Here is a 17,347-nt window from a genome sequence, read left to right as displayed (position 1 = left end):
TGTTGTTTCGTTTTTATAACGAAGTTATAAAAACGAGTATTATTGACGTTTTGTTTGTTCAGTTTTCAAAGAGCAATCTCGCCACTAACAAAAGCGACTTTTATACATTACCATTCTTCTTTCAGAAAGTCAACAACTTGATTTTTTTTTTATCTACTAACTTGCTGACTTGTATTATTATATCTGCTAATCTCGATGTTTGCAATAGTTTTATAATATTTTTCAAAAAAATTATAAAACAGATTTATACTCTAATATTTCTTCTATAAAAAGATGTCTATTTTTCTCCAAGTCAATAATGTCCTCTTTACCTAATAATTTTACTAAAGGACGTGTTGGCGATTTATCTTGAATAAATAAAACTTCTCCTTTATCTCCATTTGATAAGCGAACTTGGCTGCCAATTGTATATCGAATGATTCCTGAACTAAGAGCATTAAGGACTTTTAATTCATACTTGCCAAAATAATCTTGATATAACTGCTCTAACACTTTAAATGGCGATTGTTTTTGTCTATAAAGCCTTTCAGATGTCATAGCATGAAATGTGTCTGCAACAGCTATTATTTTAGCATAAGGATGTATCTTGATATCTCTATTTCCTAAAGGATATCCACTGCCATCTAATCTTTCATGATGCTGAAGAATTGATAATCTAGCATCATTTTTTATCAATGTTTGTTCTGGAATCATTTTTAAACTAAATCTTGTATGCTCCTTTACTTCTTGAAACTCTTCTTCTGTTAATGGTTCTGCTTTCGTCAATAGCCTTGGACTTATTCTAGCCATACCTACATCACTTAAACATCCTGCTAATGCAATTTGTGTAATTTCCCCATTATCATAATTTAATTTATGTGCAATATAGGCACTAATGACCGCAACAGCTATTGAATGTTGGTATATATATTCCTCTTTATTCGACAAATGGTATAAAGAGAATATCTCCTTATCGGCAAATTGTATATCTTTTAGCAAAGGAAGCAATAAAGAACGAACATTTGCAATGTTCACCGATACACCAGATTGCCATGATTTAAATTCTTTTTTAAATTTTTGAACACTCTTTAAAAATTTTCGAAAAAATAATTCTTCTTCTTTTTTCTTTTCTTTTTCTGTCTGAACATTTTCAGCTAATGAATCTATATATTCGCTGCCATCAATTTGTGTATTTTCTATGACAACTGATTGAACTAAAAATGCTCTTAAAATATTAATATGTTCAGCTGTCAGCACAGTTTTGGCACTAATTATTGGTTTTGATGTAAGTTTAAATACATCCTCAGCCAAAATACAGCCTGCTCTTAAATTACTTGTATTAACCTTCATTGAACCCTCACCTTTAATTAAGACCTTTATACTATTTTACTGTATTTTTTTAGGAAAGTTAACAAAATTCAAATGAAGAGATTTCCTTTCACCTAAATTATTTTTAAATTTTTTCTATTATGCAGTATGTCTTTTCCTAAAATAAGTAAGTATTCAGCAAACACCCTATATTTCTTTAATAGACAAAAACCCCCAAAATCAGATAGATTTCATATGAAAATCTATCTGATTTAGAGGATTCCTTTGTTGACAATCATTTCGTTTTATTCTTCTATATCGGCTTCTTCTTGAGCAGTTTGCTCAAGAATTCCCTCAGTAGTATTATCATCAGAGACAGTATCGGCATCTTCTTCTTCTTCTTTTTCTACTTTTGCAACAGTAGCGACAAACTCATCTTCACTTTCGTTAAGTTTTATTAACTTAACCCCTTGAGTGTTTCTTCCCATAGTTGATATATCGCTAACCGCCATTCGAATTAACACGCCGCCTGTCGTAATAATCATTACATCTTCTTCACCTGTTACAACTTTCATAGAAACAAGCGTTCCATTTTTCTCTGTAATATTGCAAGTTTTGATCCCTTTTCCTCCTCTGCCTTGAATTCTATACTCTTCGGCAGGGGTTCTTTTTCCAAAACCATATTTAGTTACAATTAAGATTTCGGTATTTTCTTCTAACACTTCCATACCAACTACCTCATCCGTAGCAGCTAGTGTTATTCCTTTTACTCCAGTAGCAGTTCTTCCCATAGAACGTACATCTGTTTCTGGAAAACGAATTAATAGCCCGTTTTTTGTTCCAATGATAATATCTTTAGAACCATCTGTTAAACGAACAGATATTAATTCATCTCCTTCTCTTAAGTTAACTGCTATTAATCCGTTGTTCCGAATATTAGCAAAAGATGAAAGTGGAGAACGTTTAGATATTCCTTCTTTCGTTGTAAAGAACAAGAACCAATCATCTACAAATTCAGATACTGGAATAATTGCATTTACCCATTCATCTTTTTCTACTCCTAGTAGGTTGATAATTGGTATTCCCTTCGCTGTCCTACTGAATTCAGGAATTTCATATCCTTTTAAACGATATACTTTTCCTTTGTTCGTAAAGAAAAGAATAGTATCATGGGTAGAAGTTGTACTTAACAATTCAACAAAATCGTCTTCATTTGTTCCCATCCCTTGAATACCTCTTCCTCCACGTTTTTGTGCGCGATAGGTAGATGCTGGGAGACGCTTAATATATCCATTATGAGTTAAAGTAATAATGATATTTTCTTGTGGAATTAAATCTTCATCCTCAATATTTTCTATTCCACCTGCCACAATTTCTGTACGGCGTTTATCATTAAATCTTTCTTTTAATTCAAGTAACTCTTCACGAATAATTTCAAGCACTTTTTCTTCGTCTGCAAGAATCGCCTTTAACTCTCCAATTAATTTCATTAATGATTGATACTCTTCTTCAATTTTTTCTCTTTCTAAACCTGTTAGCCTTTGAAGACGCATATCAAGAATAGCTTGTGCTTGTTTTTCAGAAAGATTGAAGTTTGTCATTAATCCTTCACGTGCAATTTCAGTTGTTTGAGAACTGCGAATTAGACTAATTACTTCGTCTAAATGATCTAAGGCAATTCTTAATCCTTCTAGGATATGAGCACGTGCTTCTGCTTTTCTTAATTCAAATTCTGTTCTTCTTCTAATTACCACTTTTTGATGATCAAGATAATAAGATAAACATTGTTTTAAATTAAGAACTTTTGGCTGACCATCAACTAGCGCCAGCAAATTGATGCCGAAACTTGTCTGCATCGCTGTTTGTTTATATAAGTTATTTAAAAGTACATTTGCGTTGGCATCTTTGCGAACTTCAATAACAATACGCATACCATTGCGATCTGATTCATCTCTTAAATCTGTAATGCCATCTATTTTTTTATCGCGAACGAGTTCCGCTATACGTTCAATTAACTTCGCCTTGTTAACTTGGTATGGGATTTCTTTCACAATAATTACTTCTTTTCCACTTGGCTTTACTTCAATTTCTACTTGTGCACGAACAATGATAGATCCACGACCTGTTTCATAAGCTTTCCTTATTCCACTTCTGCCAATAATCATTCCATATGTCGGAAAATCAGGGCCTGGAATAATCTCCATTAACTCTGGAATCGTAATATCTTCATTTTTACTTACTGCTAACACTCCATCGATTACTTCACCTAGTTGATGTGGAGGAATATTAGTCGCCATTCCAACTGCTATTCCACTCGTTCCATTTACCAAAAGATTAGGAAAACGTGATGGCAATACGCGAGGTTCTTTTTCCTCTCCATCAAAGTTTGGATCATAGTCAATCGTATCTTTGTTTATATCACGTAAAAGCTCCATTGCAATTTTTGACATTCTTGCCTCGGTATAACGCATTGCCGCAGCAGAATCTCCATCAACAGAACCAAAGTTGCCGTGCCCATCTACCAACATATAACGATAGTTAAAGTCTTGAGCCATCCGTACCATGGTTTCATAAACAGCGCTATCTCCATGCGGATGATACTTGCCGATTACTTCTCCCACAATACGAGCAGATTTTTTATATGGTTTATCAGAATGCATCCCTAAGTCATGCATAGCATATAATATCCGGCGGTGAACTGGCTTTAAGCCATCTCGTACATCTGGAAGTGCACGAGAAACAATTACGCTCATTGCATAATCTAAAAATGAGGTACGCATTTCTTTACTAATATTTATTTCTTTTATTTGAGAATTAGGCATATCAGCCATAAACAAGGAACCTCCTTAAGAAAAGCGCAAGAAGCTAGAATTCATCCTAGCATCCAAAATTATCTTTTTTCTATTTATTTAAATTAGATTAGTCAAGTGTTGACTAAACATCTAAATTTTTCACATATACAGCATTTTCTTCAATAAAGTTTCTGCGTGGTTCTACTTTATCACCCATTAACATTTCAAATGTTTCATCTGCTTCAATCACATCATCCATACTTACTTGAAGTAGCACTCTTGTTGAGGGATCCATTGTAGTATCCCATAACTGCTCTGCATTCATTTCTCCTAGCCCTTTATAACGTTGTAAATTTGGTCTAGGCGTAGCGGGAAGGGATGCTAATATTCCATCAAGTTGATTTTGGTTATATGCATATTCAACCTTTTTCCCTTGCTGCACTTTAAAAAGAGGGGGTTGTGCTATATAAATATAACCTGCCTCAACAACTTTTCTCATATAGCGATAGAAAAACGTCAGCAATAATGTTCGTATATGAGCACCATCAACATCAGCATCTGTCATAATGACAATTTTATGGTATCTAGCTTTAGAAATATCGTAATCATCTCCAATACCTGTACCTATTGCTGTGATCATGGATCGCACTTCATTATTAGATAATATTCTGTCTAAACGAGCTTTTTCGACATTAAGAATTTTCCCTCTTAAAGGTAGGATTGCTTGGAAATGCCGATCTCGTCCTTGTTTAGCAGATCCTCCTGCTGAATCTCCCTCTACTATAAATAGTTCACTTATGCTTGGGTCTTTAGAAGAGCAGTCTGCTAGCTTACCTGGCAAACTAGATACTTCCAATGCACTTTTTCGTCTTGTTAACTCTCTTGCCTTTTTCGCAGCAATTCTAGCACGCAATGCCATTTGCCCTTTGTCAACTATTTTTCTAGCAATTGATGGATTTTCTAATAGAAATTTTTCAAAATGATCTGCAAATACTGTATCTGTAATGGTGCGTACTTCTGAATTTCCTAGCTTTGTTTTTGTTTGTCCTTCAAATTGAGGATCTGGGTGCTTCACAGAGACAATAGCAACTAGCCCTTCGCGAACATCTTCTCCTGAAAGATTAGATTCAGAATCTTTTAGGATACCGCTTTTTCTAGCATAGTCATTTATCGCTCTTGTTAAAGCTGTTTTAAATCCAGCTTCATGTGTACCGCCTTCATGTGTATTTATATTATTCGCAAATGAAAAAATATTTCCTGTATAACCATCATTATATTGCAAGGATACTTCAACTGATATCCCATCTTTTTCTCCTTCAATATAGATAGGTTCTTCAAACAATACATCCTTATTTCGATTTAGATGTTCCACATATGATTTTATGCCGCCTTCATAGTGATACTCTTTTCTTTTTTCATTACCTTCTCTTGTATCTTCAATGGTAATACGGATGTTACGATTTAAAAAGGCAAGTTCCCTAATTCTATTCGCAAGTGTTTCATATTCATAAACAAGCGTTTCTTTAAATATCTCACCATCCGGTTTGAAATGAGTAATAGTTCCAGTTGTTTCACTTTCTCCTATTATTTTTAAGTCAGCGCTAGGTACACCTTTTTCATATTTTTGGTAATAAATATTTCCATCACGATGAACAAAAACTTCTAATTCCGTAGAGAGGGCGTTTACAACGGAAGCACCTACACCATGCAATCCTCCTGATACTTTATATCCGCCGCCGCCAAATTTTCCGCCAGCATGGAGAACAGTCATAATTACTTCTACAGCAGGTCTTCCCATTTTTTCCTGAATACCTACTGGAATCCCGCGCCCATTATCTTTTACAGTAATGCTATTGTCTTTTTCAATAATAACGTTAATTTCACTGCAAAATCCGGCTAATGCTTCATCAATACTATTATCGACTATTTCCCAAACTAAATGGTGCAGTCCCCTTCCACTAGTAGAACCTATATACATACCAGGTCGTTTGCGAACAGCCTCTAATCCTTCTAAAACCTGAATTTGGCTTTCATCATACGTTTGTTCAACTGGATTTTGTTCCATTGACATATCGATCACCTTACTTTCTATTCACATATGAAATGAACCATTTTGTTATCTTAACTTACTGGAATAAAGTAATAATTAATATCTCTTATACCATCAATTTATAAGAACGTTTTTTTAGCGTATTTGATGCAATAGGGGAAAAATAGATAGTATCTTTCGTCACTACAATGGATTTATAGGCATTATTTTCTGCATTGATACTTGCCGATTGATGATTTTCTAAAAATCCTTTTGTAATTTCAGAAGATACGATTGTCTGCTTATCTAAGATAAAAATAATATCTATCGCCCTGACCAGAATATCATCACCAATATGAACATACATGATTGTCACCTCAAACTAGCTTACTGGATCTTCTGAATCGTTCCTGATTTCACATTAAAGGTGGAAGCCCCTCTTAATGTTTGATGATCAATTCCATCTACATTTGTTGTTGTTACAAATGTTTGCACTTTTCCCTGAATTGTATTTAATAAGTGGGATTGACGGTAGTCGTCTAATTCAGAAAGTACATCATCCAATAAAAGAATTGGGTACTCACGAATTTCAGAATGTATCAGCTCAATTTCAGCCATCTTTATCGATAATGCAGTGGTCCGTTGTTGTCCTTGAGAACCGAAAGTTTGGACATCTCTCCCATTTACAAAAAATAACAAATCATCTCGGTGAGGGCCAAACATTGTCATTCCTCTTTCAACTTCTCTAGTTTTCATCCGGAAAAATTTCTCTTCGTATACTTCCTTCATTTTCGACAAATCTTGTTCTTCTGATACATCTACAGAGGGTTTATACTGAATTTTTAATGTTTCTAATCCTCTTGATATTCCTTTATGGATGGGTACTGCCCAATTTTCTAGCAGTTGGAGGAATTCAAAGCGCTTGGCAACAATCTTTACTGCTGCATGTATAAATTGCTCGGTTAATATTTCAAGCATTGTATGATCTGACTGTTTTTTTGTTTGCAATTGTTTTAAATAGGTGTTTCTTTGCTGTAATATTTTCTGATATTGTCCCATATCATGTAAATATATAGCTGATATCTGCCCTATTTCCATATCAATAAATCTGCGTCTTACCTGTGGACTGCCTTTTACTAAGTTAAGATCTTCTGGTGCAAACATAACTACATTCATGTTGCCAACATATTGACTTAATTTCCGTTGTTCGATGTGATTATATTTCGCCTTTTTTCCCTTTTTCGATACAATTAATTGCATAGGTAAATGACCACGTGCTTTTTGCAGCCTACCTTCTATTTTAGCATACTCTGTGTCCCAGCGAATAAGATCTTTATCGTTTGATGTTCGATGGGATTTGGCCATTGCTAACACATAGATAGATTCCATCACATTGGTTTTTCCTTGTGCATTTTCTCCTAATATGACATTGACCTTATTTTCAAATTCTACTTCTAAGTGTTCATAGTTTCGGTAGTTTTGCAAGAGCAGCTGTTCAATAAACATTTGGCTTCATCCTCTTTATAAAACAGTAAATTGGCCAAACGAAGGAATATCAATGACATCACCAGATCGCAGTTTTCTTCCTCGTCGCTGATCCTGTTCTCCATTGACAAACACTTCATATTCACTTAAAAACCATTTTGCCATTCCACCTGATTGAATTAATTCTGCTACTTTAAGAAATTGACCTAAAGTAATATATTCCGTATCTATTCTAATTGAATTATCCATATTGTTCACTCTTTCAAATTTAATCGTATCTTATTATTTTACTAAATAATTGCTCGATACACAAAGAAAACTAAAAATATAAATAAAATAAGAGGGTTAACACTAAGATGCTACCCTCTTAAACAAGACTTTTCATATTTTTCGAAGCACTTAAAAATCACAAAAAGTTTATTCTAATATGTTCTTACGGGAAGAATTAACTGAAGAATGGCATCATCATTAATTGGATGAATGACAAATGGACGCATTGCACCAGTGAAGCTGATTTTTATTTCTGTACCCTCTAATGCTTTTAATGCATCCATCATGTATTTAGCACTAAACGAGATTTTTAGTTCTTCTCCGCTAATTGACTCACTTATCAATTCTTCAACTACTTTTCCAATTTCCGGTGTAAAAGAAGAGATTTCAATGACATTCTCACTAAGAGTAGCAAATTTCACGACATTATTTCTGCCCTCGCGAGCAAGTAAGGAAGCACGATCAATCGCTTGTAAAAACTCTTTTGCATTCACAATAATATCTGTTTTGCTCTCTGTTGGAATAAGGCGATTTGTATCTGGATAATTCCCTTCTAATAATCGGGAAAAAAATAATATATGTTTTGTTTTAAATAATATTTGATTTTCTGTTATAACAATCTCCACGGATTCATTATCATCATCCAAAATACGATTTAATTCATTTAAACTTTTTCCTGGTATAACAATATTATAAGTTTCTTCCTCATTGGAATTAATTTTTGCTTTTCTTAAAGCTAAACGATGGCTATCTGTTGCAATACAGATTAAATCTCCATTTTCCACTTTCCAATTGACACCTGTTAACACCGGACGTGTTTCTGAGGTGGACACTGCAAATACTGTTTGCTTAATAATATTTTTTAATATGTCTGTTGGAATTTTTAAAATGTTTTGCTCTGATAACTCTGGTAAATGTGGATATTCTTCAGAATCTAATCCATTTAAATTAAATTCCGATTTTCCAGATCGAATAACTGTCTGTAATTGATCTACTTCTATTTCGACTTGATTTGTTGGGAGTTTTTTAACAATTTCACTAAAAAACTTTGCTTGTAAAACAATAGATCCTGTTTTTTGTATTTCTACAATTTCTATATCATTTTCTTCTTTAGGTATAAATGATTCTATGGAAATATCTGAATCACTTCCTGTTAATGTAACTCCTTCATCAGTCGCTACAATTTTTATTCCTGTCAAAATAGGAATAGTCGTTCTACTAGTAATTGCTTTCATAACATCTTGAACACTTTGTACAAGATAATCCTTTTGGATGATAAATTTCATAAATTAATCCTCCGATATTTTTAAATTTCTTAGTGCTATTTTTAATAATATATTTTTTAAAAAAATAGTAGTAGTAATAGTAGGGCCTGTTAATTTGTGGATAACTTTAAAAAGTAAAGGAAACACAGTCTATCCACATGTGGATAGACTGTGTTTAAGTAGGAACAAGTTATACACATAATTCTATCTAAATTTTTAATATCTCATTTATCTCATTTACTTGTTTTTGCAATAAAGAGTCAGAAACAAGTAATTTTGAGATTTTTTCATGGGCATGAATAACCGTTGTATGATCTCTTCCACCAAATTCTTCTCCAATTTTTGGGAGGGAGAAGTCTGTAAGTTCTCGAGATAAATACATGGCGATTTGTCTAGGAAATGCAATAGATTTTGTTCTTTTTTTTGCCTTAAAATCTTCTAATTTTATATTAAAATGTTCTCCAACAACTTTTTGTATATCATGAATAGTAATAACTCTCGGTTTAGAAGTTGGAACAATATCTTTTAAGGCCTCTGCAGCTAAATCTGCATTGATATCTTTATTGATTAAAGAGGAATAGGCAACAACGCGAATGAGGGCACCTTCTAATTCCCGGATATTTGTATCAATTTGATTTGCAATATATAACATGACTTCATTTGGAATATCTAATCCATCAGCTTTTGCTTTTTTTCTTAAAATAGCAATTCTCGTTTCTAAATCAGGAGGTGTTATATCTGTAATTAACCCCCATTCAAATCGCGAACGAAGACGATCTTCAAGCGTTGGTATTTCTTTAGGAGGCCGATCGCTGGATATAATAATCTGTTTACTTTCTTCATGCAGAGTATTAAAAGTATGAAAAAATTCCTCTTGTGTTGATTCTTTTCCAGCTAAAAACTGAATATCATCTATTAGCAGGACATCAACATTTCGATACTTATCTCTAAATTGTGCCCCTTTGTTATCTCTAATACTATTGATAAATTCATTTGTAAATTTTTCCGAAGATAAATAAACAACTTTAGCGGAAGGATTATGATCTAAGACATAATGTCCTATTGCATGCATTAAGTGAGTTTTTCCTAGTCCAACTCCTCCATAAATAAAAAGAGGATTATATGCTTTAGCTGGAGCCTCTGCTACAGCTAAAGATGCTGCATGGGCAAACCTATTTCCTGAGCCAATGACAAAAGTGTCGAAAACATATTTAGGATTCAATATAGTTCGTGGAAAATCAGCTGATTCTTCAGTTTTTTTCCTTTGTTTAGACGAAATTTGCAAATCAAATTCTTCTTCTTTTTGATTTTGAGGAATAATAAATTTTACAGTAAGCTCTTCTCCAGTTATCTCATACAGAATTCCAGAAATAAGCTGGGAATAGCGCTCTTCTAGCCAATCACGTGCAAATTCATTCGGAGCAGTAATAACTAAACTATCCCCTTGCAAGGAATGTGCAGCAGTAGCCTTTAACCAGGTATCAAAACTGGGTTTGCTTATTTTCTTTTCTATATTGGATAAGGCCTTGTTCCATAAATCCGCAATATTTTCCAAACAGTTTCCCCTCCTTTTCTGTTTATTTGCGTGTTGAAGAGAACAGATTTTGTCTATTAAAGCAATCTGCTAATACTATCATTTTAATTGTGGAAAAATATATAATAAGGAAATTAAGTGAATTTTCGACAATATCCACTAATTGTGGACAACTATATTCAGACATATTTAATAACCTGTCCACATTTTATCCACAGTTTGTGGATAAATAAGGTATGCATAGAATTTATTCAAATGTGAAAACAAAACTATAATATCAAATTATCGTAATAACTGCAATGGTTTTTGAAATTTATCCACAACCTAAACAGTATGTTGATAAAAAATGTCCACAAACTTTTATTATGTGAAAAAGTTGTATATAACTGTTGTGGATAGAAAAAAAACTGTCGAAATTTATCCACAGACCAATAAATAAGAGGATTAAGGTGAAAAATCTATTATTAAAAAATAATTTTAAGGTGACAATAAGTAGAGAGGGTATTATGATAAAGAAGGTAAAAATAGAATTTTTCTTAGATTATCTAATTTAGAATAAGAAACAATAGTAAAGAGATCTTAATGAAATGAAGAGAACCCAAATTATTGTTACCAAATCAGTGAAAAAAAATACAGAAAAGAAAAGAAAAGAAATGAATAGTTGACAATCAATTGCCTATGTTTATATAATTGTATGGACTGTCTATTACAGCTATTCCTCAGGGAGGTGTCATATAAAATGAAAAGAACTTACCAACCAAATAAACGTAAGAGAAGTAAAGTTCACGGATTCCGCAGCCGTATGAGCAGTGCGAATGGACGCAATGTCTTAGCTCGCCGTCGACGCAAAGGAAGAAAAGTATTATCAGCTTAGGCCACTGAACCCTCAGTGGTCTTTTTTTCATAAATATTTTGACATGAAGTATTATCTGCTACCTTGTATTGGAACTATTTGATATAAAAACTAGCGTATATGGAAATATTTATAGAAATAAGCTATTTATTTTTAAATTTATGAACATATATCTATTTTTTAATTAGAATTGATTTTGTAGATTCTGATTCTTTTTTTAGAAAAAACTAAAATAGGGCTTTTCTAAAAATATGCTACAGAGGAAATAACTATGCTTTTTTTTCAATACATATTATTATTCAAAAGGATAGAAGAGCCTGAAGGAGTATATAACTTGAAGAAAGAATTTAGAATAAAAAAAAATAAAGAATTTCAAGAGGTATTTAAAAAGGGACAATCTTTTGCCAACAGACAATTTGTTGTATATAAATTAAGCAAAAAAAATCAAGATCATTTTCGCATTGGCTTATCTGTAAGCAAAAAAATAGGCAATGCAGTAACTAGAAACAGGATAAAAAGATATATTAGACAGGCCTTCTTAGAGCTGGAACACCAATTAAATCCTGCGATGGATTATGTTATTATTGCAAGAAAGCCAGTTTCAGACATGAGTTATGAAGAAGTTTTGAATAGTTTAAGCCATGTTTTAAAAATTGCCAAAATAATCATCAAAAAGAATGAATAAAATTTTGTTAAGCGTTTCCTAGGTTGTAATATTACGTTACAATATAAAATATATTAAAATTTAATGAGAAATCATAAAAATACAGGAGGATTTGGCGCTTGAAAAAGAAAACATTATTGCTAGTAGGAATTTTGTTTATCATGACTGTTTTAACTGGCTGTACTGAATTTAATAAACCAATTACATCTAAAAGCGAAGGGTTTTGGAATGAATATATTGTTTATCCATTATCTCAGTTGATAGTAAAAACAGCGGAATTTGCTGGGGGAAGTTTTGGCTTATCAATAATTATTGTAACAATATTAGTTCGCTTAGTTATTTTGCCATTAATGATTAAACAAACAAAAAACAGTAAAGCAATGCAAGCTATTCAGCCTGAAATGGAGAATTTGCGCAAAAAATACAGCTCTAAAGATCAAAAAACACAACAAAAGCTACAAGAAGAAACGATGAAACTATTTAAGAACAATAATGTTAACCCACTTGCAGGCTGTTTTCCATTAGTTGTTCAAATGCCAATTTTAATTGGTTTTTATCATGCGATATCTCGTACTAGAGAAATTGCAACACATGAATTTCTTTGGTTTGATTTAGGAGAGGCAGATCCATACTATATTTTACCGATTCTTGCGGGGATTACGACATTTATTCAAACAAAAATGACAATGGCAGGCACCGCTGGGCAAAATCCGCAAATGATGATGATGCTTTGGATTATGCCAATCATGATTTTAGTATTTGCCATAAAGTTCCCTGCGGCTCTTTCTTTGTATTGGGTGGTTGGTAATATTTTCACCATTATTCAAACATTCTTTATTAAAGGCCCTGAATTAAAAAAGAGTGGTGAAACAGGTAAAGCAGGAGGAGGAGCGAAAAAGTGAGAGAAGTAACTGCTAAAGGACGAACAGTCGAATCAGCAGTGGAATCAGCTTTAGCGCAACTTAAAACAACAAAGAATCAAGCCGAAATCATTGTTGTTGATAAAGGAAAAAAAGGATTTTTAGGATTTGGATTTCGTGCAGCTGTTGTAACAGTTAAGCGTTTAAACAATTCAGTTGAACAGGCAAAAGAATTTTTGCTGGATGTCTGCGAAAAAATGGGAGTAATGGCTGATATTACGGTTGAGCAGGAAGGGAAAAATATTACCTATCAAATAACTGGTCAAAAAATTGCCATTTTGATAGGTAAAAGGGGACAGACCTTAAATTCCTTGCAATATGTAACGCAGCTTGTCATTAATCGAGAATCAGATCAATATTATCATGTACAGTTGAATGCAGAAGGATATAGGGAGCGGAGAAAAGAGGCGCTTATTCAACTTGCTGAGAGGATTGCTCAAAAAGCGGCAAGAACAGGAAAAGAAATTTCTTTAGAACCGATGCCTTCAGAAGAACGAAAGATTATTCATGCAGCGCTTGTTTCATTTAAAGAAGTTAAAACATATTCTACTGGAGAAAACAGAAATCGACACATTGTTATAGCCCCATATCATATTAAATAAACGAACGGAGAAAAGGCACATAAGGAGGATTCCTCCTTATGTGCCTTTTTTAATTTAATATTTGGCAATATTATTTTCTAAAATAGCTATATTCTGTAAGAAGTTTATTCTTAAATTATTTCTGTTTTATTGTTATTCACATGTGGATAAGATAGAATGGTAGAATAAATAAAAAAATGTAATGTGGATAAGTGTGCGTATTTTTTTCTTTTTAAATAGATGTGGATATGATAATCTAATCTATTGTAACAAATATATATTCAGGAAATACCTTTTATATAGAACTTTAGAGAACAAATCGAGGTGAGGAAAATGGACTTTGATACGATTGCTGCTATATCAACTCCAATGGGAGAGGGAGCGATAGCAATTGTTAGGATTAGTGGTCCTGATGCATTTATGATTGCCGATAAGCTGTTTAAAAGCATTAATAATAAAAAGATAAGCACTGCTTTAACTCATACAATTCATTACGGTCATATAGTGGATCCAGCAAACAATGAGGTAGTAGAAGAAGTAATGGTTTCTGTAATGAAAGGACCAAAAACTTTTACAAAAGAAGATGTAGTAGAGATTAATTGCCATGGCGGAATTGCTTCTGTAAATAGGCTTCTTCAATTGCTGGTAACGTACGGGGCGAGGCTGGCGGAACCAGGAGAATTTACTAAAAGGGCATTTTTAAACGGAAGAATTGATTTATCCCAAGCAGAAGCTGTAATGGATTTAATTAGAGCAAAAACAGATCGTGCAATGAATGTCGCACTTGGACAAATGGAAGGGCGATTGTCCAAATTAATAAAAAGGCTAAGACAGGAAATACTTGAAACATTAGCGCAAGTAGAAGTGAATATTGATTATCCAGAGTACGATGATGTAGAAGAAATGACCCATCTAATGATGTTGAATAAATCTAAGAATGTAAAAATAGAGATAGAAAAATTGCTGCAGACTTCTCAGCAAGGCAAAATTCTTAGAGAAGGTTTATCAACTGTTATTGTAGGCAGACCAAATGTCGGAAAATCTTCTTTACTAAATACATTAGTACAGGAAAATAAGGCAATTGTAACAGATATTCCAGGTACAACAAGAGATGTAATTGAAGAATATGTCAATATTAGGGGCGTTCCGCTCAAACTTGTAGATACGGCTGGAATAAGAGAGACGGAAGATATTGTCGAAAGAATTGGTGTAGAAAAATCACGCCAAGTATTAAAGGAAGCTGATTTAATTCTATTGGTTTTAAATTATGCAGATGAATTAACCAATGAAGATATAAATCTTTTTAAAGCAGTGGAAGGAATGGATTATATCGTAATTGTTAATAAAACAGATTTACCGCAAAAGATTGATATGGATATGGTGGGTAAACTGGCTAATCATCAAAAAATGGTTACAACTTCTTTGCTAGAGGATAATGGAGTAAACCAATTAGAAGAGGCGATATCTACTTTGTTTTTTGAAGGGGCTATTGAGGCAAGTGATATGACGTATGTTTCCAATACTAGACATATTGCCTTATTAAATCAATCACTGCAATCTATAAACGAGGCGATAATTGGTGTAGAAATGGGAACACCAATCGATATTGTCCAAATTGATTTAACTAGAACGTGGGAATTGCTTGGAGAAATTATTGGCGATAGTGTACATGAGAGCCTAATCGATCAATTGTTTTCGCAGTTCTGCCTCGGAAAATAACTTTTTTGATAGTATAAATCTAGCGAAAGCATAGTGAAACAATATAAGGAGGCACCATGATGCAGTATGAAGCGGGTAACTTTGATGTCATTGTTATAGGTGCAGGACATGCGGGCTGTGAGGCGGGACTTGCAGCAGCACGGCTTGGAGCTAATACTTTGATGTTGACAATTAATCTTGATATGGTTGCATTTATGCCATGCAATCCATCTGTTGGTGGTCCAGCTAAGGGGATTGTAGTAAGAGAAATTGATGCTCTTGGCGGGGAAATGGGAAAAAATATTGATAAAACATATATACAAATGAGAATGTTGAATACAGGAAAAGGGCCTGCGGTTAGAGCACTACGAGCGCAAGCAGATAAATTTATGTATCAACATGAAATGAAAAAAACATTAGAAAATCAACCGAATTTAACTTTAATTCAAGGTATGGTAGAACAGTTGATTGTAGAAGAAGACATCGTTAAAGGTGTTATCACAAAATCAGGAGCTACTTATCGAGCAGAAACAGTAGTTATCACAACTGGTACGTATCTTCGCGGTGAAATTATTTTAGGGGAATTAAAGTATTCAAGCGGACCTAATAATCAACAGCCATCTATTCGCTTATCAGAGCATCTGGAAGAATTGGGATTTGATTTAGTACGTTTTAAAACCGGAACTCCACCTCGTGTTAATAGCCATTCTATCGACTATAGCAAAACAGAAATTCAGCCTGGTGATGATGTGCCACGAGCATTTTCTTATGAAACGACAAAATATATAACAGAACAACTTCCATGTTGGCTGACTTATACTAATGAAACGACTCATCAAATTATTGATGCTAATTTACATCGCTCACCAATGTATTCAGGAATGATTAAAGGAACTGGGCCTCGTTATTGCCCTTCGATTGAAGATAAAGTAGTTCGTTTTAATGATAAACCAAGACATCAAATTTTCTTAGAGCCAGAAGGAAAAAATACACAAGAAGTTTATGTGCAAGGATTATCAACAAGCTTGCCAGAAGATGTTCAACAACAAATTTTAAAAACGATTCCTGGCCTTGAAAATGTTCAAATGATGAGACCAGGTTATGCGATTGAGTATGATGCAATTGTGCCTACTCAGTTATGGCCGACTTTAGAGACAAAAAAAATAAAAAATCTTTATACAGCAGGGCAAATTAACGGAACTTCTGGATATGAAGAGGCGGCAGGTCAAGGTTTAATGGCTGGAATTAATGCAGGTTTAAGAGCTCTAGATAAAGAGGAATTGATCTTAAGACGCTCTGATGCTTATATCGGTGTATTAATAGATGATCTGGTTACAAAAGGAACGAATGAACCATATCGTTTGTTAACATCTAGAGCGGAGTATCGTTTATTGCTTCGTCATGATAATGCTGATTTACGTTTAACAGGAATTGGAGCAAAAATAGGATTAATTTCTAAAGAAAGATTTGACAAATTTTCAGAGAAAAAACAACAGATAGAAGCAGAAAAGCAACGCTTAAAAGAAATAATTTTAAAACCATCTGAACAAGTCCAACAGATAATTAAAGAACAGGGCGGCAGCGAATTAAAAGATGGTATACGCGCAGCTGACTTATTAAGAAGACCAGAAATGAATTATAGCCATATATATTCTTTAGCGCCAAGTAATGTTCTATTAACAGATGAGATAATGGAACAAGTAGAAATTCAAATTAAGTATGAAGGATATATCGAAAAATCTTTACAGCAAGTTGAAAGATTGAAAAAGATGGAAAATAAAAAAATTCCGGAGAATATAGATTATGATGGGATCTCAAGCTTGGCAACAGAAGCAAAGCAGAAGCTAAAAACAGTTCGTCCATTATCCATTGCACAAGCGTCTAGAATCTCTGGGGTAAATCCTGCAGATATTTCCATACTTTTAGTTTATTTAGAGCAGGGACGCATAGCGCGCATTTAAATTTTTTG

14 protein-coding genes are annotated in these 17,347 nt (G+C 33.5%); 6 read left to right on the top strand and 8 right to left on the bottom strand.

The features are described 5' to 3' along the window. Positions 1 to 231: 231 nt before the first annotated feature. The 8 genes from CWS01_RS08025 to dnaA all read right to left on the bottom strand — a co-directional run bounded on the left by CWS01_RS08025 (position 232) and on the right by dnaA (position 10,683). The gene (locus CWS01_RS08025) at positions 232 to 1,329 is read right to left on the bottom strand and encodes an HD-GYP domain-containing protein (protein ID WP_101176670.1); all 1,098 of its coding nucleotides are present in this window, start codon (positions 1,327 to 1,329) and stop codon (positions 232 to 234) included. Between the two features lie 263 nt (positions 1,330 to 1,592). Further along, positions 1,593 to 4,118 (bottom strand): DNA gyrase subunit A, encoded by a 2,526-nt coding sequence (gyrA, locus tag CWS01_RS08020; protein WP_101176669.1) that lies wholly within the window; start codon positions 4,116 to 4,118, stop codon positions 1,593 to 1,595. 103 nt (positions 4,119 to 4,221) lie between these two features. Further along, entirely contained in the window at positions 4,222 to 6,144 is a 1,923-nt protein-coding gene (gene gyrB, locus CWS01_RS08015) for a DNA topoisomerase (ATP-hydrolyzing) subunit B (RefSeq protein ID WP_157827599.1), read from the bottom strand. Between the two features lie 91 nt (positions 6,145 to 6,235). Then, on the bottom strand, positions 6,236 to 6,475 hold the full coding sequence (remB, locus tag CWS01_RS08010) for an extracellular matrix regulator RemB (protein ID WP_101176667.1): 240 nt from the start codon (positions 6,473 to 6,475) through the stop codon (positions 6,236 to 6,238). A 20-nt stretch (positions 6,476 to 6,495) separates the two neighbouring features. After that, entirely contained in the window at positions 6,496 to 7,614 is a 1,119-nt protein-coding gene (recF, locus tag CWS01_RS08005) for a DNA replication/repair protein RecF (RefSeq protein ID WP_101176666.1), read from the bottom strand. 15 nt (positions 7,615 to 7,629) lie between these two features. Further along, positions 7,630 to 7,842, bottom strand: coding sequence for a S4 domain-containing protein YaaA (yaaA, locus tag CWS01_RS08000; RefSeq protein ID WP_101176665.1), 213 nt, complete (start codon positions 7,840 to 7,842; stop codon positions 7,630 to 7,632). A gap of 173 nt (positions 7,843 to 8,015) precedes the next feature. Beyond that, on the bottom strand, positions 8,016 to 9,149 hold the full coding sequence (dnaN, locus tag CWS01_RS07995) for a DNA polymerase III subunit beta (protein WP_101176664.1): 1,134 nt from the start codon (positions 9,147 to 9,149) through the stop codon (positions 8,016 to 8,018). Between the two features lie 187 nt (positions 9,150 to 9,336). After that, positions 9,337 to 10,683, bottom strand: a complete 1,347-nt coding sequence (gene dnaA, locus CWS01_RS07990; protein WP_213083738.1) for a chromosomal replication initiator protein DnaA — start codon at positions 10,681 to 10,683, stop codon at positions 9,337 to 9,339. A gap of 718 nt (positions 10,684 to 11,401) precedes the next feature. Here dnaA and rpmH point away from each other — a divergent pair. The 6 genes from rpmH (at position 11,402) to mnmG (ending at position 17,339) form a co-directional block, all read left to right on the top strand. Continuing rightward, positions 11,402 to 11,536 (top strand): 50S ribosomal protein L34, encoded by a 135-nt coding sequence (gene rpmH / locus CWS01_RS07985; RefSeq protein WP_101176662.1) that lies wholly within the window; start codon positions 11,402 to 11,404, stop codon positions 11,534 to 11,536. A gap of 313 nt (positions 11,537 to 11,849) precedes the next feature. Then, a complete protein-coding gene (rnpA, locus tag CWS01_RS07980) occupies positions 11,850 to 12,200 on the top strand; it encodes a ribonuclease P protein component (protein WP_101176676.1) in 351 nt (116 codons plus the stop codon). Positions 12,201 to 12,298: 98 nt separating this feature from the next. After that, the gene (spoIIIJ, locus tag CWS01_RS07975; protein WP_101176661.1) at positions 12,299 to 13,081 is read left to right on the top strand and encodes a YidC family membrane integrase SpoIIIJ; all 783 of its coding nucleotides are present in this window, start codon (positions 12,299 to 12,301) and stop codon (positions 13,079 to 13,081) included. Further along, positions 13,078 to 13,701 (top strand): RNA-binding cell elongation regulator Jag/EloR, encoded by a 624-nt coding sequence (gene jag, locus CWS01_RS07970; RefSeq protein WP_101176660.1) that lies wholly within the window; start codon positions 13,078 to 13,080, stop codon positions 13,699 to 13,701. The genes spoIIIJ and jag overlap by 4 nt, the downstream gene beginning before the upstream one ends. A 312-nt stretch (positions 13,702 to 14,013) precedes the next feature. Continuing rightward, positions 14,014 to 15,399, top strand: coding sequence for a tRNA uridine-5-carboxymethylaminomethyl(34) synthesis GTPase MnmE (mnmE, locus tag CWS01_RS07965; RefSeq protein ID WP_101176659.1), 1,386 nt, complete (start codon positions 14,014 to 14,016; stop codon positions 15,397 to 15,399). 59 nt (positions 15,400 to 15,458) lie between these two features. Next, positions 15,459 to 17,339, top strand: a complete 1,881-nt coding sequence (gene mnmG / locus CWS01_RS07960; RefSeq protein WP_101176658.1) for a tRNA uridine-5-carboxymethylaminomethyl(34) synthesis enzyme MnmG — start codon at positions 15,459 to 15,461, stop codon at positions 17,337 to 17,339. Positions 17,340 to 17,347: the final 8 nt, after the last annotated feature.

Origin of the sequence: Niallia nealsonii, from assembly GCF_002835805.1 — a bacterium.
GTDB lineage: Bacteria > Bacillota > Bacilli > Bacillales > Cytobacillaceae > Niallia > Niallia nealsonii.
The sequence above is the reverse complement of the archived record's forward strand: the minus strand, read 5'-3'. Positions and strand labels throughout refer to the sequence as shown.

What these genes read in the sequence shown, in the direction of transcription:
- yaaA (WP_101176665.1), bottom strand. Translation starts at nt 7,842, where the DNA reads ATGGATAATTCAATTAGAATAGATACGGAATATATTACTTTAGGTCAA.
- mnmG (WP_101176658.1), top strand. Translation starts at nt 15,459, where the DNA reads ATGCAGTATGAAGCGGGTAACTTTGATGTCATTGTTATAGGTGCAGGA.
- rpmH (WP_101176662.1), top strand. Translation starts at nt 11,402, where the DNA reads ATGAAAAGAACTTACCAACCAAATAAACGTAAGAGAAGTAAAGTTCAC.
- mnmE (WP_101176659.1), top strand. Translation starts at nt 14,014, where the DNA reads ATGGACTTTGATACGATTGCTGCTATATCAACTCCAATGGGAGAGGGA.
- CWS01_RS08025 (WP_101176670.1), bottom strand. Translation starts at nt 1,329, where the DNA reads ATGAAGGTTAATACAAGTAATTTAAGAGCAGGCTGTATTTTGGCTGAG.
- gyrB (WP_157827599.1), bottom strand. Translation starts at nt 6,144, where the DNA reads ATGGAACAAAATCCAGTTGAACAAACGTATGATGAAAGCCAAATTCAG.
- remB (WP_101176667.1), bottom strand. Translation starts at nt 6,475, where the DNA reads ATGTATGTTCATATTGGTGATGATATTCTGGTCAGGGCGATAGATATT.
- recF (WP_101176666.1), bottom strand. Translation starts at nt 7,614, where the DNA reads ATGTTTATTGAACAGCTGCTCTTGCAAAACTACCGAAACTATGAACAC.
- dnaN (WP_101176664.1), bottom strand. Translation starts at nt 9,149, where the DNA reads ATGAAATTTATCATCCAAAAGGATTATCTTGTACAAAGTGTTCAAGAT.
- gyrA (WP_101176669.1), bottom strand. Translation starts at nt 4,118, where the DNA reads ATGGCTGATATGCCTAATTCTCAAATAAAAGAAATAAATATTAGTAAA.